The sequence below is a fragment of the Streptomyces sp. B21-105 genome, from assembly GCF_036898465.1.
Lineage (GTDB): Bacteria > Actinomycetota > Actinomycetes > Streptomycetales > Streptomycetaceae > Streptomyces.
The window spans coordinates 5,253,577-5,271,762 of the sequence record NZ_JARUMJ010000001.1; the positions used below are offsets into that span (position 1 = coordinate 5,253,577).

At 72.0% G+C, this 18,186-nt stretch carries 21 protein-coding genes; 13 read left to right on the forward strand and 8 right to left on the reverse strand.

What is annotated here, in order from left to right; genetic code table 11:
- Positions 1–40 precede the first annotated feature (40 nt).
- A complete protein-coding gene (locus tag QA802_RS23690) occupies positions 41–1,192 on the forward strand; it encodes a DUF2786 domain-containing protein (protein WP_334526192.1) in 1,152 nt (383 codons plus the stop codon).
- A 90-nt stretch (positions 1,193–1,282) separates the two neighbouring features.
- Here the strand turns inward: QA802_RS23690 and QA802_RS23695 are convergent, their stop codons facing one another.
- Together QA802_RS23695 and QA802_RS23705 are read right to left on the reverse strand one after the other, a co-directional pair.
- The gene (locus QA802_RS23695; RefSeq protein WP_334526195.1) at positions 1,283–1,828 is read right to left on the reverse strand and encodes a DUF4232 domain-containing protein; all 546 of its coding nucleotides are present in this window, start codon (positions 1,826–1,828) and stop codon (positions 1,283–1,285) included.
- A 612-nt stretch (positions 1,829–2,440) separates the two neighbouring features.
- The gene (locus QA802_RS23705; protein WP_334526198.1) at positions 2,441–3,115 is read right to left on the reverse strand and encodes a DUF4097 family beta strand repeat-containing protein; all 675 of its coding nucleotides are present in this window, start codon (positions 3,113–3,115) and stop codon (positions 2,441–2,443) included.
- A 223-nt stretch (positions 3,116–3,338) separates the two neighbouring features.
- Between QA802_RS23705 and QA802_RS23710 the strand changes: the two genes are divergently transcribed.
- Positions 3,339–4,154: a GbsR/MarR family transcriptional regulator gene (locus QA802_RS23710; protein WP_334526201.1), complete on the forward strand. Its 816-nt coding sequence runs from the start codon at positions 3,339–3,341 to the stop codon at positions 4,152–4,154.
- A 99-nt stretch (positions 4,155–4,253) separates the two neighbouring features.
- On the opposite strand, the gene QA802_RS23715 is transcribed toward QA802_RS23710, so the two are convergent.
- The 3 genes from QA802_RS23715 to rpmB all read right to left on the reverse strand — a co-directional run bounded on the left by QA802_RS23715 (position 4,254) and on the right by rpmB (position 5,476).
- Positions 4,254–4,763: a hypothetical protein gene (locus QA802_RS23715; protein WP_334526204.1), complete on the reverse strand. Its 510-nt coding sequence runs from the start codon at positions 4,761–4,763 to the stop codon at positions 4,254–4,256.
- 171 nt (positions 4,764–4,934) lie between these two features.
- The gene (gene rpsN, locus QA802_RS23720; RefSeq protein WP_334526207.1) at positions 4,935–5,240 is read right to left on the reverse strand and encodes a 30S ribosomal protein S14; all 306 of its coding nucleotides are present in this window, start codon (positions 5,238–5,240) and stop codon (positions 4,935–4,937) included.
- Positions 5,240–5,476, reverse strand: a complete 237-nt coding sequence (rpmB, locus tag QA802_RS23725; protein WP_334526210.1) for a 50S ribosomal protein L28 — start codon at positions 5,474–5,476, stop codon at positions 5,240–5,242. The genes rpsN and rpmB overlap by 1 nt, the downstream gene beginning before the upstream one ends.
- 62 nt (positions 5,477–5,538) lie before the next feature.
- On the opposite strand from rpmB, the gene rpmG reads away from it, so the two are divergent.
- From rpmG to QA802_RS23750, 5 genes are all read left to right on the forward strand, one after another.
- Positions 5,539–5,703: a 50S ribosomal protein L33 gene (gene rpmG / locus QA802_RS23730; protein ID WP_266724813.1), complete on the forward strand. Its 165-nt coding sequence runs from the start codon at positions 5,539–5,541 to the stop codon at positions 5,701–5,703.
- Between the two features lie 5 nt (positions 5,704–5,708).
- Positions 5,709–5,963 (forward strand): type B 50S ribosomal protein L31, encoded by a 255-nt coding sequence (locus QA802_RS23735; RefSeq protein WP_334526213.1) that lies wholly within the window; start codon positions 5,709–5,711, stop codon positions 5,961–5,963.
- Entirely contained in the window at positions 5,960–7,108 is a 1,149-nt protein-coding gene (locus QA802_RS23740; protein ID WP_334526216.1) for a CobW family GTP-binding protein, read from the forward strand. The genes QA802_RS23735 and QA802_RS23740 overlap by 4 nt, the downstream gene beginning before the upstream one ends.
- 4 nt (positions 7,109–7,112) lie before the next feature.
- Positions 7,113–7,349 (forward strand): 30S ribosomal protein S18, encoded by a 237-nt coding sequence (rpsR, locus tag QA802_RS23745; RefSeq protein WP_319169411.1) that lies wholly within the window; start codon positions 7,113–7,115, stop codon positions 7,347–7,349.
- Positions 7,350–8,279: 930 nt separating this feature from the next.
- On the forward strand, positions 8,280–8,498 hold the full coding sequence (locus tag QA802_RS23750) for a DUF397 domain-containing protein (protein WP_107448818.1): 219 nt from the start codon (positions 8,280–8,282) through the stop codon (positions 8,496–8,498).
- 90 nt (positions 8,499–8,588) lie between these two features.
- Here QA802_RS23750 and QA802_RS23755 read toward each other — a convergent pair whose 3' ends face one another.
- Positions 8,589–9,074 (reverse strand): ATP-binding protein, encoded by a 486-nt coding sequence (locus QA802_RS23755; protein WP_334526220.1) that lies wholly within the window; start codon positions 9,072–9,074, stop codon positions 8,589–8,591.
- 362 nt (positions 9,075–9,436) lie between these two features.
- Here QA802_RS23755 and QA802_RS23760 point away from each other — a divergent pair, with 362 nt between their 5' ends.
- From QA802_RS23760 to QA802_RS23780, 5 genes are all read left to right on the forward strand, one after another.
- Complete coding sequence (locus tag QA802_RS23760; protein WP_503461621.1) at positions 9,437–10,273, forward strand: Sco1979 family transcriptional regulator; 837 nt, start codon at positions 9,437–9,439, stop codon at positions 10,271–10,273.
- A gap of 136 nt (positions 10,274–10,409) precedes the next feature.
- Positions 10,410–11,873: an aldehyde dehydrogenase family protein gene (locus QA802_RS23765; protein WP_334526223.1), complete on the forward strand. Its 1,464-nt coding sequence runs from the start codon at positions 10,410–10,412 to the stop codon at positions 11,871–11,873.
- Positions 11,874–11,972: 99 nt separating this feature from the next.
- Positions 11,973–12,614: a PadR family transcriptional regulator gene (locus QA802_RS23770; RefSeq protein WP_334526226.1), complete on the forward strand. Its 642-nt coding sequence runs from the start codon at positions 11,973–11,975 to the stop codon at positions 12,612–12,614.
- A gap of 78 nt (positions 12,615–12,692) precedes the next feature.
- Positions 12,693–13,718 carry an ATP-binding cassette domain-containing protein gene (locus QA802_RS23775; protein WP_334526229.1) on the forward strand — a complete coding sequence of 342 codons (1,026 nt, stop codon included), beginning with the start codon at positions 12,693–12,695 and terminating at the stop codon, positions 13,716–13,718.
- Between the two features lie 35 nt (positions 13,719–13,753).
- Positions 13,754–14,482, forward strand: coding sequence for an ABC transporter permease (locus QA802_RS23780; RefSeq protein ID WP_334534840.1), 729 nt, complete (start codon positions 13,754–13,756; stop codon positions 14,480–14,482).
- Positions 14,483–14,504: 22 nt separating this feature from the next.
- Here the strand turns inward: QA802_RS23780 and gad are convergent, their stop codons facing one another.
- Together gad and QA802_RS23790 are read right to left on the reverse strand one after the other, a co-directional pair.
- On the reverse strand, positions 14,505–15,911 hold the full coding sequence (gad, locus tag QA802_RS23785; RefSeq protein WP_334526232.1) for a glutamate decarboxylase: 1,407 nt from the start codon (positions 15,909–15,911) through the stop codon (positions 14,505–14,507).
- A gap of 29 nt (positions 15,912–15,940) precedes the next feature.
- The gene (locus QA802_RS23790; RefSeq protein WP_334526235.1) at positions 15,941–17,224 is read right to left on the reverse strand and encodes an ion channel protein; all 1,284 of its coding nucleotides are present in this window, start codon (positions 17,222–17,224) and stop codon (positions 15,941–15,943) included.
- Positions 17,225–17,392: 168 nt separating this feature from the next.
- On the opposite strand from QA802_RS23790, the gene QA802_RS23795 reads away from it, so the two are divergent.
- Positions 17,393–18,154: a MerR family transcriptional regulator gene (locus QA802_RS23795; RefSeq protein ID WP_334526238.1), complete on the forward strand. Its 762-nt coding sequence runs from the start codon at positions 17,393–17,395 to the stop codon at positions 18,152–18,154.
- Positions 18,155–18,186 lie beyond the last annotated feature (32 nt).

An 18,186-nucleotide genomic window follows, 5' to 3' on the forward strand; every position in this document is an offset into this window, starting at 1 on the left:
AGGGTGAAGGTGCGCGGGCGGCACATGGCACGATCGAACGGTGAGCAGCACCAACGGCGACCCGGCCGGCGCCGTCGAACGCGCCCTGCGGACCGCCCTCTACGACACCGCCGACGCCGCCCTCGACTCGGGCGCGTCCCTTCTCGCCGCCGACCCCGCCGCGGACGCGGAACTCGCGCGGCGCGGCACGGAGTTCGTGGCGGCGCTCTGGCGGCGCGGCTGGCAGCCCGCCGACCTCGTGCGGATCGTGCGGCGCGACCTGGACGGCGCCCATGTGGGCCTCGTCGCGGCGCTGATCCGCGCGCAGGCGCGCGACGACCGGGCGCGTGGTCGCCGCTGGACGGCCCAGCTGGCGGAGCTGCCGGCCGGCCCGCCCGCGCCGGACGACCGTTTCTCGCACGCCACGGCGGTCCTGGAGCTCTACCGGCTGCTGCTGCGCCTGCCCGGCCTCGACCCTCTCGACGAGCCCGGCCACGGGCGCGGTCACCGGCGGGGGCCGGCGGCCGGGTCGCCCGCGGACTCCTCCTCCCGCATGCTCACCCGGATCCGCGCGCTGCTCGCCAAGGCCGAGGCGACCGGCTTCCCGGAGGAGGCCGAGGCGCTCACGGCGAAGGCGCAGGAGCTGATGGCCCGGCACAGTGTCGACGAGGCCCTGCTCGACGCCGGGGCGCCGGCCCCGGACGCGCCCGGCGCCTGGCGGATCGGCGTCGAGCCGCCGTACGAGCAGGCCAAGGCGGTGCTGCTGGACGCGGTCGCCGACGCCAACCACTGCCGGGCGGTGTGGAACGAGCCGTTCGCCTTCTCCACGGTCGTCGGCTTCGAGGCGGACCTCGAGGCCGTGGAACTGCTCTACACGTCGCTGCTGGTGCAGGCGCAGTCGGCGATGGCGAAGGCGGAGGCGGCGCAGCGGGCGAGCGGCCGCCGGCGGACCAAGACCTTCCGGCAGTCGTTCCTCGCCGCGTACGCACACCGGGTCGGGGCCCGCCTCACGGCCGCCGCCGAGACCCAGGTCAGCGACGACCTGCTGCCGGTCCTCGCCTCCCGCGAGGTCGCGGTCACCGCGGCGACGGACCGCATGTTCCCGCAGACGGTCTCCACCCGTCTGCGCGGCGTCACCGACGAGGCGGGCTGGACCGAGGGCGCCGAGGCGGCGGACCGGGCCCGCGTGCGGTCCCGGCCCCGCCTGCCGTGACCGCATGCCAGGCCCCGCCTGCCGTGGCCGCACGCCGAACGGATTCCGTCAGTCGCCCGCCTGTCGTCTGTCGGGTCGCCTGCCGGTCCGTCAGTCGCCCGCCTGGGTGAAGGCGCTGACCGTGGCGTCCGCCACGCCCTCGCTCTTGAGCGCGACGTCACCGTACGACCAGGGGAAGTCCGTGGTGGACGAGGCCTTCGGCAGGCCGTACTCGACGGTCTTCACGGCGAGGGACTTCTCGCCGCTGCCCGCGCCGCGCACATAGGTGATCGTGAAGGAGGCGGTGCCCTGCGCCGGGAGGGTCAGGGTCTGCGGCGCGGCGGCCTCGTCCTGCGTCACCGACGCGGAGGCGTCGCCGGCCTTGAGGTCGACCTTGGGGACACCGTCCAGGGTGCACTCCTTGCCCTTGTTGGTGAGGGTGATGGTGACGTTGCCGGTGTCCCCGGCGGCGGGCGCGGCGTCGACGGGGCCGACGTCCTGGCCGAGGTCGCCGGCCGCGCAGGCGGATCCGGCGGCCCCGGCGGAGCTCGCGGCCTTGCTCTCGTCGCCGCCGGAGCCGCTGTCGTTCCCGCCTGAGCAGGCGGTGAAGAGCAGGGCCGCGGTGAGAGCGGTGACGGTGATGGGAACGGCGCGCATGAGTGGTTCCTCGGGTCTGGTCGTGACGACGGTGCTCCCAGGATCATCACGCACGCGCGCGGTCCCGCGCCGCGCGCCCCCGCCCTGACCGCTGTGCAGCTGTGTACTTGCGGATGCTGAAGAAGCGGGGCAGGCGCGAGCAGCGCCATGTCTCCGACACCAACCACATCATCGCGAGACGAATCGTGACCGAGGCCGAACGCACCTCTGCCGGAATCGCGCTGGAGGACCTGGGCGGCATCCGGCAGAGGGTACGGCTCCGCAAGCCTGGGGGTACCTCCCACGCCCTTGAGGCAGTGGGGGAGGGTCACGCTCCACTCCTGGGCCTTCGCCCGGCTCGGAGAGTTCATCGCGTACAAGGCCCGCCGCGCAGGCCTGCACGTCGACAAGAACGACCGGGTCGGCCAGGCCCTCTTCATCTGCCGGAACTGCGGGGTCGTCGACCACGCGGCCGGAACGCTTCCCACAACATCGCCCAGCGTGGCGCCGTGGTGTGGAACGCGGGGCGTGAGTCACGCGTCCCTGCCACCCCGTAAGGGGTGCCTGGAGACGGAGGAGTCCACCCAGCAGCCGGCTGTGCACTACCTCCAAGCCCGGTCCTCCAGGACCGCGTCAAGATGACAGGCTGCGGGCGGTGATGTCGCCGTAGGCGGTGGTGGCCTGGATGGCGAGGCCGGCTGCGGCGCCGTCGGTGTTGGCGAGAGAGTTGTGGATGCGGCCGTAGGTGGTGCCGGCGTCGAGGGAGGCGGAGACTCCGCGGGCGGCGCCGACGGAGATGCCGCCCGCCTCGGTGCGCAGGACGACCGTGCCGTGCACGGCCTCGGCGATGTGCAGGTCGCCCTTCTGGGTACTGATCCGGGCGGGGCCGGTGAGACGGCCGACGAAGACGTCGCCGGCGAGCAGGGTGAGCCGGGCGCTCGCGGCCTCGTCGATCTTGACCGTGCCCTGCGCGCCTTCGAAGGCGACGTCGCCGAGGCGGCCGACGCCGCGGAACTCGCCGGCGGCGGTCGTCGCCTCGACGTGCGAGCCGGCGGGCAGCTGGACGGTCACCTCGAGGGCCCCGGTGGCGCCGAGGAACTGGTTCCTCGAAGGGCCCGTGATCCGCAGGGCGCCGTCGGCGAACTCCACCGAGGTCTCCTCCGCCGCCTTCACGTCGCGGCTCCTGGCGGCGTCCGCGGGCAGCACCTCGACCGTGGTGTCGGCCCGGTCGGCGGCGATGAACCGGACACGTCCCGCGGGAACGTCGAGGACGACCGAGACCGGGGCGGTGGTGGCGAACTTCTGCATCGTGCTCTCCTGTGTTCGTTGCTGTTTCCGACACGGGAAAAGCTACGTTGCGTTCTCTGTCTCTGCAACAAGTTCGTTGCGCAGAATTGTCATTCAAGCAGGTGGGAGGCGCATAAATGTTGCAATGCATTGTAAGGTAATGCAACATTGCGGCTCTCGCTCGTTGCAATGTGTGTCGGTGAACGCTAAACTGCCGGCATCGAGGCGCACGAAGGAGGCCGTGATGCCGGGAGGCAGACTCACCCAGCAGGAACGTCAGCAGATCGCGTCGGGGCTGGCCGACGGCCTCGCCTACGCGGAGATCGCCAGACGTCTCGACCGTCCGACCTCGACGGTCACGCGCGAGGTGATGCGCAACGGCGGACCCACCGCCTACCGCGCCGACCTGGCCCACCGGGCCACCGAGCGCCGCGCCCACCGCCGCAGGCAGACCGCGCCCCGCGGGCCGGGCACGTTCCCGCAGGCCCACGGGCGCGACGCCGAGGCCGTGCGCGAGTACGAGGAGGCGTTCACCACCGTCCTCATGGCCTCGGGCATGCCGAAGATGATGTCCAGGGTCATGGCGTGCCTCACCCTCACCGACGCGGGCAGCCTCACCGCGTCCGATCTGGTGCAGCGCCTCCAGGTCAGCCCCGCGTCCGTCTCCAAGGCGATCACGTACCTCGAGGAGCAGGCCTTCGTCCGCCGGGAGCGCGACGAACGCCGCCGCGAGCGCTACGTGGTCGACGACGACGTCTGGTACCAGTCGATGCTGGCCAGCGCCCGGGCTCTCACCCAGGTGATCGACGTCGCACGGCAGGGCGTCGGCGTCCTCGGCCCCGCCACGCCGGCCGCCGCCCGCCTCGAGAACATCGCGCGCTTCCTGGACTTCGTCAGCGAGAGCACGATCCGGGCGGCGGAGCAGGCCCGCGCGGTGCTGCACACGAAACCCGGCACGAAACCCGACGCCGCGGCACAAGCGCGCACGGGCACGGACGAAGGCCCCGCCGCCCCGGCTCCGACCCGCGAAGAGACCCCGCGGGCACAGGCGCCACGCTGAAGGACGGGCCGCCGACGGGGGCGCGGGCCGGCCCGTCCGTCCGGGGGCGACGAGGGGCGGACCGGGGGCGACCGGGCCGTCCGGCCGGCCCGTCCGGGGCTATCCGATCCCGGCCGTCGGCATGCCCGACGGCCACTGACCGTCCTGCGCCCTGGTGAACGTCTCCTTGCCGGCCGCGCCGGTCCAGGTGACCTCGAGGGACTCCGCGTCGACGGAATCGACCATGCCGGTCGCCCGGTCGTCCTTCCCGACGGTGCACGTCAGGTGGATCATCCGCATGCCCGACTCCTTGCCGGCGGTCCCGCTGCACACGCTCCCGCCGGTCCCGAAGAGGGCGGCCTGCTTCCCCGTGATGATGAGGGCGACGGCCTTGCCGTCCGTCGTGGCGAGCCAGCTGCCCTCCAGCTCGTCCGAGGCGGAGACGGAGTCGGAGGGCGAGGCCGACGCGCCGCCGTCCGCCGTCGCCTCCGGGGTGGTCGCGGAGCCGTCGCCGGACCCGCCGTCACCGCTGCACGCGGTCAGCGCGAGCGCGCCCGCCAGCGCGGCGGCCACCGCGGCGGCCCGCACCGGACGGCGGGACGCGCCCCGCGAGAAGATCGCCGAAGTCACTGCAAGCTCCCGAGCTAGGACCGAGGACCGAGGACCGGGAAAACCCGGGACCTCGAGGACCGCAGCAAGCTACCAGCAAGCCCGGCAGCGCCCCGGGCGCGACCGGAAGGCGGCCCGGGAACCGCCCGCGGCCACAGGGGACCCCTGCGACCACCAGGACTCCTCCCGTGACTACCAGGAGGACTTGCGCACCCCCGGCAGGTGTCCCGCGTGCGCCTGCTCGCGCAGACCAACCCGGGAGAGCCCGAACGTGCGGAAGTACCCGCGCGGGCGGCCGTCCACCTGATCCCGGTTGCGCACCCGCGTCGCACTGGCGTCCCGAGGCTGCGCGCGCAACTCCCGCTGCGCCGCCTCCCGTTCCGCGTCCGTCGACGACGGCCGCCGGAGGATCTCCTTCAGCTCGGCCCGCCGCGCCGCGCACCGCGCGACGATCGCCCGGCGTCGGTCGTTCTTCGCGATCTTGCTCTTCTTCGCCATCAGACCCGCACCCCCCGCGCGCGGATCCGCGCCACGGCCGCCTCGACGCCGATCACGTCGACGGTCTTGATCCCCTTCGTGCTCAGCCGCAGCCGTACGTGCCGGCCCTCGCTCGGCAGCCAGTACCGCTTGCTCTGGACGTTGGGGTCGAAGCGGCGCGACGTGCGCCGGTGGGAGCGGGAGATGCGGTTGCCGAAGCCGGGCCGGGCGCCGGTCAGCATGCAGTGCGCGGACATGGGTGACGTACCTCTCCTGAAGCGCTATCGCTAATGGTATTCATTTTCAGTAACATAGCAGCATGGCTCGCAACGAACTCCGTCCGGTCGTCAGGCTCAAGTCCACCGCGGGGACCGGATTCACCTACGTGACCCGCAAGAACCGCCGCAACGACCCCGACCGCATGACCCTGCGCAAGTACGACCCCGTCGCCGGCCGTCACGTCGACTTCCGAGAGGAGCGCTGAACCCCATGCGCAACGAGATCCACCCGCCGTACGGACCCGTCGTCTTCCGTGACCGTGCCGCGAACTACGCCTTCCTCACCCGCTCCACCATGAGCAGCGACCGGACGATCGAATGGGCGGACGGCGTCACGTACCCCGTCGTCGACGTCGAGATCTCCGATGTCAGCCACCCCTTCTACACCGGCACCGCGCGCGTGCTGGACACCGCCGGCCGGGTCGAGCGCTTCGAGCGGCGCTACGGGAAGCAGGGCGGGGCGTGAGCCTGTCGGTCGTGATCGTCGGCGGGCTGCACGCCGACGCCCGCCGGGCCACGGTCGCCCGCCTGCTCGCCGACGTGCCCGGCAGCGTCGTCCTGCACCACGACCTCGCGACGGCCGCGGCGGGCACGGTCGTACGGACGGTCCGGGACGCCACCGGCATCCTCTCCGCCGGGGAGGCGCCCCTGGTGAACGACTGCGCCTGCTGCGCGCTGCGCGAGGACCTGGTGCCCGAGCTGCGCCGTCTCGCCGACGACGGCGTCACCCGCCTCGCGGTCGTCGAACTGTGGGACTCCGTCGAGCCCAAGGCCATGGCCGAGGTGGTGGTGGCCGGCGGGCTCACGGTCACCGGCGTCGTCACCGCCGTCGATCCGGCGCTGCTCCTGCCCTGCCTCGGCAACGGCGACGACCTCGCCGACTGCGGTCTCGCCGCGGCCGCCACCGACCAGCGCACGGTCGCCGACACCTTCGCGCGGCAGCTGGAGTACGCCCCCGTGCTGGCCGTCGTCGACTCCGAGGAGGCCGACGACGAGGACCGCGAGCTGCTGGCGCAACTGCACCCCACGGCCCGTCAGGTCCGGATCGCGCCCGACGACCGCGCGGACCCGCGGTCGCCGCTGGCCGGGGCGGCGCTGGCCGGTTTCGACGCGGAGGCCGCCGCCGCGGCCCAGCACCCGGCCTGCGCGCTGCTCCCCGCCGAGGCCGACGCGCACGGCGTGAGCACGTTCGTCTGGCACCGCCGCCGGCCGTTCCACCCGGAACGGCTGTACGCGGCGCTGGAGGATCTGACCTGCGCGGCAGCCCGCAGCCGGGGCCGGTTCTGGCTCGCCGACAAGCCAGACGTGCTGCTCCACTGGGACGCGGCGGGCGGCGCCCTGTGCGTGGAGCCTGCCGGCCCGTGGCTGGCGTCCCTCCCCGACGCGGCCTGGGACCTGGTCCCGCCGGTGCGCCGCGCCGCGGCCGCGCTCGACTGGCACCCCGAACACGGCGACTGCTGCCAGCACCTGGTCTTCACGTCCCCCGGCCTGGACCGCGACGGCCTCGCCCGGCTCCTGGAGTCCTGCCTGCTCACCGACGCCGAGTACGCCGCCGGCCGCGCCGCCTGGAAGCGGCTGCCGCCCGCCTTCGACACCCTCCTGGAGGTCTGACCCGATGCCCCGCAAGCCCGAGCGCAAGCCCGCCAAGTCCCGTCCCAACCCCCTCGACCAGGCAGGCGTCACCTACATCGACTACAAGGACACCGATCTGCTGCGCCGGTTCCTCTCCGACCGGGGCAAGATCCGCAGTCGCCGGGTGACCCGTGTCTCCGCCCGGCAGCAACGGCAACTCGCCCGAGCCGTCAAGAACGCCCGCGAGATGGCCCTGCTCCCCTACAGCGCCGCCCGCTGACCCGCGCTCCGGGCGCCGCACGGACTCCGGGCGCCTCACGCGCCGCTCCGGCCACGGGAGGGGCGCTCACCTGTCCGGTACACGCCTCTCCCGTCCACCCGGGCCCGGTGCGCACACGTCGCCTTCCGTAGCCCCGGCCCACCGCCCTCCGTACGGTGCCCCCCGCATCCGTACGAGTGGACGCCCTCCCGCCGTCTACTCGCTCCGGCCGTCCGGACGCAGTCGTGCTCCGGCGGTGAGCCGATCCCGCCCTGATGCTCCGGGCCACCGCCCGCCCTGCCGCACCCCGCCCCCGCGCCGACCTCCGGGTCGTACGCGGGGGCGGCGGCCGTCGTCGTGCGACGAGGAACGGGCGGGTTGCGGCGTACTGCCGGGGCGTCGGCGACCGGCAGGTCGGGCGGTGGCCTGGCCCCGGCCGGGTCATGGTCGGGTCGTGGTGGGATCACGGCCCGGCCGCCCTGCGGACCGTCGTCCGAGGGCCCGAGCGGACGGCGGGCGTCCGCCGGAACCGCCGCCTTCGGGACGGCCGTCGCGGCCGTGGTGCCGCTCCCGGCGGAGGGATCCGATTCCGCGTCGTTTCCCCGTCGACGGAACACGAAGGCCCTGGCGCGCGTCTGTCCGGGTACACAAGTAGTCCGATCCGGACGACCGGGCGACCTTTCCGGACGACCTTCCGGACGCCCTTCAAAGCACCTTCCGGGAGCACCTCCCGACGCTCGGCCGCACGGAACGACATCGGTCAAGGGAGCGTCGCAGCTGTAACCATTCAGGCACCGCGCGTGCACGTGCATCTGCTCATGCGTCTGCATGTGAACAGGGTTATGATCCGGGACAGTTGACAACGGCACCAATGGCCACGCAAGCCAGTGCACCACCAGGGAGCGACCTGTGGACCACCACGTTGACGGGGGGCACGACGTGTACAACGGCATGACGGCCACACAGCTGTACGGGGTTGCCTGGCAGAAGAGCCGGCACAGCAACTCGCAGGGCTCCTGCGTGGAGTTCGCGCGCCTGCCCGGCGGTGACGTCGCCGTGCGCAACTCACGCTTTCCCGACGGACCCGCGCTCGTCTACACGCGCGCCGAGATCGAGGCCATGCTCCTGGGCATCAAGGACGGCGAGTTCGACCACCTGATCGGCGGCTGACGCCGCTGCCCGGCGCCCGCGTCGGATATCCCGGCGGAAAACGGACCGCAACGCGCGTAGAAGCAGCGCGTCCACGCGGCCCGCGTCACCTCACGCGGCCGGTGCGTGCAGCCGGAACAGCGCCCAGACGACCTTGCCGCCCAGGCTGCCGGCGAGCGGCTGCCAGCCCCAGCTGTCGGCGAAGGAGTCCACGAGGAACAGCCCGCGACCGGACTCCGCGGAGAAGTCCTCGCCCTCCTGCGGCAGGGGGCTGTCGTGGCTGGGATCGCGCACCGCGCACACCAGCCGCTGGGTCCAGCGCATCAGGTGCAGCCGCACCGGCGGATGCTGCCGGTCGGGCTCGCGTGGAAGGTCGTCGGAGGACAGTCCGTGCCGCAGCGCGTTGGTCACCAGTTCCGAGACGACCAGGCAGACGTCGTCGAACCGGTCGTCCACGTCCCACTGGCCGAGGGTGCGCCGGGTGAACCGGCGCGCCTCGCGCACCGCTTCGTAGCGGGCGGGCAGGGCGCAGGAGGCGGCGTTGGACACGGCCGCGGGATCCAGTGGCGGAAGGCCCTGCCGTAACGGCTCGAGCATGGTCGATCCATTCGTCCCCATGCGAGGCACTCCCGGGATTCGCGGTCGTTGCGATGCAGCGGTGGCGCGGGACCATGGTTTCTGATGCGCACTGCGGATGCAAGGGCAGATGCACGTGCACGTGACCGAAATGGACCCGCCCGTACCGCTTCTTGGCCATTTTTTCCGCCAACTTCTCTCTCACCGCCGCCACTTCTCTTGCTTTCTTCTCACTCTTCCTTCGCATCACGGTGTGCGTATGCTTTGAGTAAGTTCCATCTCTGTAATCGGACGTGTACTGCTCGAAGTGTTTTAGTGGCAGACTGCGGCCCCTAGGACGGCTGGGGAGGCTGGCGAACGTGAGCGCGGGAGAGCCCGGATCGGTGGTGCGGCGGATGCTGCTCGGCTCGCAACTACGACGGCTGCGTGAGGCCCGCGGCGTCACACGCGAGGCGGCGGGATACTCGATCAGGGCTTCGGAGTCGAAGATCAGCCGGATGGAACTGGGCCGGGTGAGCTTCAAGACCCGTGACGTGGAAGACCTGCTGACGCTGTACGGCATCACCGACGACGCGGAGCGCCACGCGCTCGTCGGCCTCGCCCGTGAGGCCAACGTGGCGGGCTGGTGGCACAGCTACTCGGACGTGCTGCCCAACTGGTTCCCCACCTATGTCGGCCTGGAGGGCGCCGCCGCCCTGATCCGCGTCTACGAGGTGCAGTTCGTGCACGGCCTGCTGCAGACCGAGGCGTACGCCCGTGCCGTCGTCAGTCGCGGCATGAGGGGCGCGAGCGCCGATGACGTCGACCGGCGCGTGGCGCTGCGCCTGGAGCGCCAGAAGTACCTCGTCGCCGAGAACGCCCCCGACTTCCACATCGTCCTCGACGAGGCCGCGCTGCGCCGGCCGTACGGCGACCGCGAGGTGATGCGCGGGCAGCTCCAACATCTGATCGACGTCTCCGAGCGGCCCAACGTCCGGTTGCAGGTCATGCCGTTCAGCTTCGGCGGGCACTCCGGCGAGTCAGGGGCCTTCACCATCTTGAGCTTCCCCGAGTCCGATCTGTCGGACGTGGTCTACCTGGAGCAGCTCACCAGCGCCCTGTACCTGGACAAGCGCGAGGACGTCGCGCAGTACGAACTCGCCCTGAAGGAACTGCAGCAGGACAGCCCCGGACCGGACGAGAGCCGCGACCTGCTCCGTGGCCTGATCCAGCTCTCCTGACCCCCGGCGGCTCAGGGATTCCCCTAGAGGCTCCGGGAATCCCTTCAACTCCCTTGAAACACCCGTACGATGACGTGTGATCAGATCGTGACTCCGATCGATCACAGTCGTTCGCAGCAGGGGATTGAGGGATCACATGTCGCCGTCCTACTTCACCGACCTGGCCCAGCAGTACATCGACGGTAAGTGGCGCCCGGGGACGGGCTCCTGGGACATCATCGACTTCAACCCCTACGACGGCGAGAAGCTCGCCTCGATCACCATCGCCACCGTCGACGAGGTCGACGAGGCCTACCGCGCCGCCGCCCGCGCGCAGCGGCAGTGGGCCGCCACCAACGCCTACGCCCGCCGCTCGGTCTTCGAGAAGGTGCTGGCGCTGGTCGAGGAGCGCGAAGCGGAGATCAGCGAGCTGCTCGTCGCCGAGGCGGGCGGCACCTACGGCAAGGCGGCCTTCGAACTCCACCTCGCGAAGGAGTTCCTGCGCGAGTCGATCCACCTGTCGCTGCGCCCCGAGGGCCGCATCCTGCCCTCGCCGGTCGACGGCAAGGAGAACCGCGTCTACCGCGAGCCGGTCGGCGTGGTCGCCGTGATCAGCCCCTTCAACGTGCCGTTCCTGTTGTCGCTGAAGTCCGTCGCCCCCGCGCTGGCCCTCGGCAACGGCGTGGTGCTCAAGCCGCACCAGAACACCCCGGTCTCCGGCGGCACCGTGATCGCCAAGCTGTTCGAGGACGCGGGTCTGCCTCCGGGCCTGCTGAACGTCGTGGTGACCGACATCGCCGAGATCGGCGACGCCTTCCTGGAGCACCCGATCCCGCGGGTCATCTCCTTCACCGGCTCCGACAAGGTCGGCCGGCATGTCGCGACCGTCGCCGCCTCGCACTTCAAGCGGTCCATCATCGAACTCGGCGGCAACAGCGCCTTCGTCGTCCTCGACGACGCCGACGTGGACTACGCGGTGGACGCGGCCGTCTTCAGCCGCTTCGTCCACCAGGGCCAGGTCTGCATGGCCGCCAACCGCATCCTGGTCGACAGCTCGCTCGCCGACGAGTTCACCGAGAAGTTCGTCGCCAAGGTGCGCACGCTGAAGGCCGGCGACCCGCGCGACCCGCAGACCCTCATCGGCCCGGTCATCAACTCCCAGCAGGCGGAGGCCGTCTCCGGCGCGGTCGCCCAGGCGATCGCCGAGGGCGCGACCGCCCTGCTGCACGGCACGACCACCGACAACCTCGTCGAGCCGTCCGTCCTCGCCGATCTGCCGCTCGACTCCGCCCTGCTCCAGCAGGAGGTCTTCGGGCCGGTCGCCTTCATCAACACCTTCGACGGCGAGGCGGAGGCCCTGCGCATCGCCAACGACACGCCGTACGGCCTGAGCGGCGCCGTGCACACCCGCGACGTCGAACGCGGCGTCGCCTTCGCCAAGCAGATCGTCACCGGCATGTTCCACGTCAACGACGCCACCGTGCACGACGAGCCGATCGTCCCCTTCGGCGGCGAGAAGAACTCCGGCGTCGGCCGTCTCAACGGCGAGACCACCCTGGAGTCCTTCACCACCACCAAGTGGATCTCGGTCCAGCACGGCCGCAGCCGCTTCCCCTTCTAGGACGCGCAGCGCACCGAGCTCCGGACGCTCCGCGTACCCGGGCGGGCGGCTGTCCGGTGCCCTGCGGGGTGCCCGGACGTCACGCCCTAACCTGGGCGCATGTCAGCGATCCGTCTCCTCGTCCTGGGCGCCGTGCGCCAGCACGGGCGGGCCCACGGCTACCAGGTGCGCGGCGACCTGGAGTACTGGGGCGCCCACGAGTGGTCCAACGCCAAGCCGGGCTCGATCTACCACGCCCTGAAGCAGATGGCGAAGCAGGGCCTGCTGCGTGAGCACGAGACGGCCCCGTCCACCGCGGGCGGCCCGCCCCGCACCGAGTACGAGGTCACCGAGGCGGGCGTCGAGGAGTACTTCCGGCTGCTGCGCGAGGCGCTGGTCTCCTACGACCAGAAGACGGACGTGAAGTCGGCCGCCATCGGCTTCGTGGTGGACCTCCCGCGTGCGGAGGCGGTCTCGCTCCTGAAGGAGCGCGTGCGCGGCATCGACGGGTGGCGCTCGGCCGTCACCGAGCACTACGTCCCCGAGGAGGGCCCCGGGCAACTGGGCCACATCGGCGAGATCATGAACCTCTGGGTCCACACGGCCGACGCCGAGGCGGAGTGGGCCCGCGGCCTGATCGCACGGATCGAGGACGGGGCGTACACCTTCGCGGGCGAGGGCGAGCCGTTCGTCGGCATCCTCGCGCCGGGCGAGGAGAACCCGTACGCGACGGGGGAACGGCATCCGGAGGACTGGCACTAATCAAGTTTGACGACTGGCGAGAGGCGCGTTACCTTCGCCGTTGTAGTCAAGTTTGACTAATCGAGGAGTGGGGGCTTCATGGCCGACACGGCGATCACCGTCGACGGCGTCCACAAGAGGTACGGGGAGACGCGGGCACTGGACGGGCTCGACCTCACCGTGGCCCGCGGCACCGTGCAGGGGGTGCTCGGACCGAACGGCGCGGGCAAGACGACCCTGGTCAGAATCCTGTCCACGCTGCTGCGGCCCGACGCCGGACGCGTCGAGGTGGCGGGACACGACGTCCGGTCCGAGGCCCGGGAGGTCCGCCGGCGCATCGGCCTGCTCGGCCAGCACGCCGCCCTCGACGAGGAACTGGACGGCCGGCAGAACCTGGAGCTGTTCGGACGCCTCCACCATCTGGGCGCCCGCCACGCGCGCGTGCGCGCCGTCGAACTCCTCGAGCGCTTCGGCCTCGCCGACACCGGCCGCAAGCCGGTCCGCTCCTACAGCGGAGGCATGCGCCGTCGGCTGGACCTCGCCGTCTCCCTCATCGGCGGCCGGCACGGCGCCGACCCCGAGGTGCTCTTCCTGGACGAGCCGACCACCGGGCTCGACCCGCGCGGGCGCGCCGAGGTCTGGTCCGCGGTGCGTTCGCTGGTCGGCGGCGGCACGACGGTGGTGCTCACCACCCAGTACCTGGAGGAGGCCGACCAACTGGCCGACCGCATCTGCGTCGTCGACCGCGGCCGGGTGATCGCCGACGGCACGCCGGACGAGCTCAAGGCGCTGACGGGCGGCGACCGCATCGACGTCGTCCTGCGCGACGCGGGCCTCCTGGGGGCCGCGGTCGCCCTGCTGCCCCTGCCCGAGGAGGGCGTCACCGTCGACACCGACCGCCGGCTGCTCAGCGCACCCGTCACCGACCGCATGGCCGCCCTCTTCGGCGTCGTCCGCGCCCTGGAGGAGGCCGGCGTCGAGGCGGAGGACGTGGCCCTGCGCCGCCCCACGCTGGACGAGGCCTTCCTGCACCTGACCGGGCGCGGGGACCGCGCCGACGACCGCGTCGACCGCGCCGACGACCGCGTCGACCGCGCCGACGACCCCGCGAAGGAGACCGTGTGAGCGGCTACGCGTACGCGCTGACCGACTGCTGGACCATGACCCGCCGTGAGCTCGCCCACTGGGCACGCCGGCCGGGCCGGCTGGCCGTCGGGTTCGTCTTCCCGGTGATGCTGCTGCTGATGTTCGGCTACCTGATCGGCGGCGGCCGCGGGGTCGGCGGCGCCTACCTCGACTACCTGATGCCCGGCATGCTCGCGCTCACCATGGCCTTCGGCCTGGAGGGCACGATGGTCGCCGTCACCCAGGACCTCGACAAGGGCGTCGTGGACCGCTTCCGCGCGATGCCGACGGCCGACGGCGCGGTTCTGGTGGGCCGCTCGGCGGCCGACATGCTCCAGTCGGCCGTGAGCCTGGCCGTGCTGACCGTCGTCGGCCTGGCGCTCGGCTGGCGCCCCCAGGGCGGACCGGGCGCCTTCCTGGGCGCGCTGGGCCTTCTCCTCCTGTTCCGCTTCGCGATGCTGTGGGTCGGCATCTATCTGGCGCTGGTGGCAGGGAGGCCGGAGATGGTGCAGACCGTGCAGATCCTCGTCTGGCCGATCGGCTTCCTCTCCAACGCCCTGGCCGCGCCCACGTCCATGCCCGACTGGCTGGGCACGGCCGTCGAGTGGAACCCGATGTCCCGGACGGCGACCGCGGTGCGCGACCTGTTCGGCGGCGCGGGCGCGGACCCGGCCCACGTGTGGCCGGCCGTGGGCTGGCCGCTGGCCCTGTTGGCGGTCTTCTTCCCACTGGCGGTACGGAAGTTCGCCCGCATGAGCCACTGAGGGCCGCCCGCGCGCGAGCCCGTCAGTGGTGGAAGCCGGTCGCCGCGGACCTGTCCCGGGTCCGCGGCGCCGACTGCCGGCGCAGTTCCGGCAGCAGGCGGGACAGGGCCTCCACGAACAGGTCGGCGAGGTCCTCCGAGAAGCCGTTCCTGCACACGATCCGCAGGACCGACAGGTCCTCCCGGTTCGGCGGGAACGTGTACGCGGGTACCAGCCAGCCGCTCTCGCGCAGCCGCCGCGAGACGTCGAAGACGTCGTACGAGTCCACGCCCGGGGCCGTCGTGAAGGCGAAGACCGGCAGCTCGTCGCCCCGGGTGAGAAGCCGGAAGTCGCCGAGCGCCTCCACCCGGTCGGCGATGCCCCGGGCCACGTCCCGCGTGGTCTGCTGCACCGCCCGGAAGCCCGCCCGGCCCAGCCGCAGCAGCGTGTAGTACTGCGCGACGACCTGGGCGCCCGGCCGCGAGAAGTTGAGGGCGAAGGTCGGCATGTCGCCGCCCAGGTAGTTCACCCGGAAGACCAGTTCCTCCGGCAGTGCCTCGTTGTCGCGCCACAGCGCCCAGCCGACGCCCGGGTACACCAGCCCGTACTTGTGCCCCGAGGTGTTGATGGACGCCACACGCAGGAGGCGGAAGTCCCACACCAGGTCCTCGTCGAGGAAGGGCGCGATCATCGCCCCGGACGCGCCGTCGACGTGCACCGGGACGTCGAGTCCGGTGCGCTCCTGAAGAGCGTCGAGGGCCGCGCAGAGATCCGCGATCGGTTCGTAGGAGCCGTCGAAGGTGGAGCCGAGGACACCGACGACGCCGATGGTGTTCTCGTCGCACAGCTCGGCCGCGGCCCGCGGGTCGAGGTGGAAGCGCTCGCCCTCCATGGGGACCATGCGGGCCTCCACCTCCCAGAAGTTGCAGAACTTCTCCCAGCAGACCTGGACGTTGACGCCCATCACGAGGTTGGGTCGGGCACCCGGGTAGCGGCCCCCGGCGCGCTTGGACCACCGCCGTTTCAGCGCCATCCCGGCGAGCATGCACGCCTCGCTCGACCCGGTCGTCGAACACCCCACGGCCACCGACGGGTCGGGCGCGTTCCACAGGTCGGCCAGCATCGCCACGCAGCGCCGCTCCAGCTCGGCGGTGCGCGGGTACTCGTCCTTGTCGATCATGTTCTTGTCGCGGCACTCCGCCATCAGCACCCCGGCCTGCGGCTCCATCCAGGTGGTGACGAAGGTGGCGAGGTTGAGCCGTGCGTTGCCGTCCAGCATCAGCTCGTCGTGCACCAGTTGATACGCCGCCGCCGGTGGCGTCGGGCCGTCCGGCAGCCGGTGCTTGGGCGGCGACTCGATCATGCCGCTGACCGGATCGGCCTCGCCGTAGAAGGGGTTGACGGACAGGGGACGCCCGTCGGACTTCGAGGGACCTTTGTGCAACGGCATGGGCTGCCTCCTCAAGGGGCGAACGGGTGTCAGCGGACCGGAGTTCCGTCCTCGCGCAACTGCATCTGCGGCCGCCCCGTCACCAGCAGCCAGGCCGGCAGCGAGGCGATGCAGAGCAGTGCGATGACCGAGGGCGAGGAGACCAGGACGGCGGCGACGAAGAGACTCACCCAGCCCTGCCGGGTGATGGCCAGGAGGATGCCGAGCACCCCGGTGGCCACGCCCACCGCGGGATGGACGTCCGGCACGAGCGCATGGGCGGTGAGACCGAGGGCGGAGCCCACGAACACGGCCGGGAAGATCCGCCCGCCCCGGAAGCCGGACGTCGCGGCGACCACCATCGCGGCCAGCTTCACCACCGTCATGGTGGCGAACTGGCCGGCCGTCCAGCCGTCGGGGTCGGCGGCGAGCTCCGCGACCTCGTCCAGCCCCTTGAAGAGCGTCAGATGGCCGCCCAGGGCCGCCAGCAGGCCCAGTACGACCCCGCCGGCCGGGAGGATCAGCATCGGGTGCCGCAACCGTGCGAAGGCGCGGTGCGCGTACGGGAAGGCGTAGACGCCGCACATGCCGAGCAGCGCGCCCGCCGAGGCGACCACCACCGCCGCCAGCAGATCCGCCCAGCCGGGCTGCCCGAACGGGGGCAGGTGCATGTCGAAGCTCGGATCGGCCAGCAGGGTGGTCGTCATCGCGCCGGCCGCGGCGGCGACCAGCGGGGTGAAGACGCTGTCCCACAACGGCCCCTCGGTCTGCCGTCCCGCCAGCGCTTCGGAGATGAGCAGCGCCGCAGCCACCGGCGTGCCGAAGAGCGCGCCGATGGTCGCCGCCTCCGCGAGCATCACCCACAGCGCGCCCGGCGCCTGCGGCCGCAGCCGGTGGCCGAGCCAGAAGACGACCGCCACGTTGACGGCGATGATCGGGTTCTCCGGGCCCAGGCTGGGCCCGCCCGCCAGCATCAGGGCCGTCGCCACCAGCAGCCCCGGCAGCACCACCGGCGGCAGCACGCGCGCGTCCAGCCCCATGGTCGCCGGGTCGGGACCGGCGTGCCCCGGCGCCTTCCACACCACCAGCCCCACCAGCACGCCCGTCATGGTGAGCATGACCATCATCCACAGCACCGAGTACCGGCCCACGCCGGTTGCGTCCGGGAGGTTCTGCCACAGCACGTGCTGGAGCTGGTCCGCCACCCCCTCCACGAGCAGGAGCAGCAGGCTCGCCAGCACGCCGACGGCGAGAGCGGGCAGGATCGACGGCAGCAGGGTGCGTGCCGGGGTCGCCGGAGGGCGGGGCGGCTGCACTGCGGGGTCCTGGGCCACGGGCTCACGATAAGCGGGCAAGACAGGCAAAGCGGACGCGACATCCGGACGGCGGCGGACGAGGAGGCTTCCGGGAAGGCGCCTGAGGACTGGGGGAGGAATCCGGCTTGCACCTCACGTGGCGTGAGGACGCACCGTGGAGCGCGTACCGAGAAGGGAGCGGACGAAGTGAGTTACTCGGTAGGACAGGTCGCCGGATTCGCCGGTGTCACGGTGCGCACGCTGCACCACTACGACGACATCGGCCTGCTCGTCCCCGGCGGGCGCAGCCACGCGGGTCACCGGCGCTACGAGGAGGCCGACCTCGACCGGCTGCAGCAGATCCTGTTCTACCGCGAGCTCGGCTTCCCGCTCGAGGAGGTCGCGGCCCTGCTCGACGACCCGGCGGCCGACCCGCGCGCGCACCTGCGCCGCCGGCACGAACTGCTGACCGCCCGGATCGAGAAGCTGCAGAAGATGGCCGAGGCCGTGGAACACGCCATGGAGGCGAAGCAGATGGGCATCAACCTCACGCCCGAGGAACGGTTCGAGGTCTTCGGCGACAAGGACCCGGAGCAGCACGCCGGGGAGGCGGAGCAGCGCTGGGGCGGCACCGAGGCCTACGCCGAGACGCAGCGCCGGGTCGCCGGCTACACCAAGGAGGACTGGAGACGCGTCAAGGCCGAGGTCGACGACTGGGAGCAGCGCTACGTCGCCCTGATGACCGCAGGGGAGGCGGCGACCGGCGAGTCCGCCATGGACCTGGCCGAGGAACACCGTCGGCACATCGGTGTGTGGTACTTCGAGTGCTCCTACGAGATGCACCGGTGCTTCGCAGAGATGTACGTCACCGACGAGCGCTTCAAGGCCTACTACGACTCCATGCGCCCGGGGCTCGCCGAGCACCTGAAGGAGGCGATCGTCGCGAACGCGGCGCGCCACGACGCGTGAGCGGTCGTGACCCGGGCGGGGCTGCTCCGGGG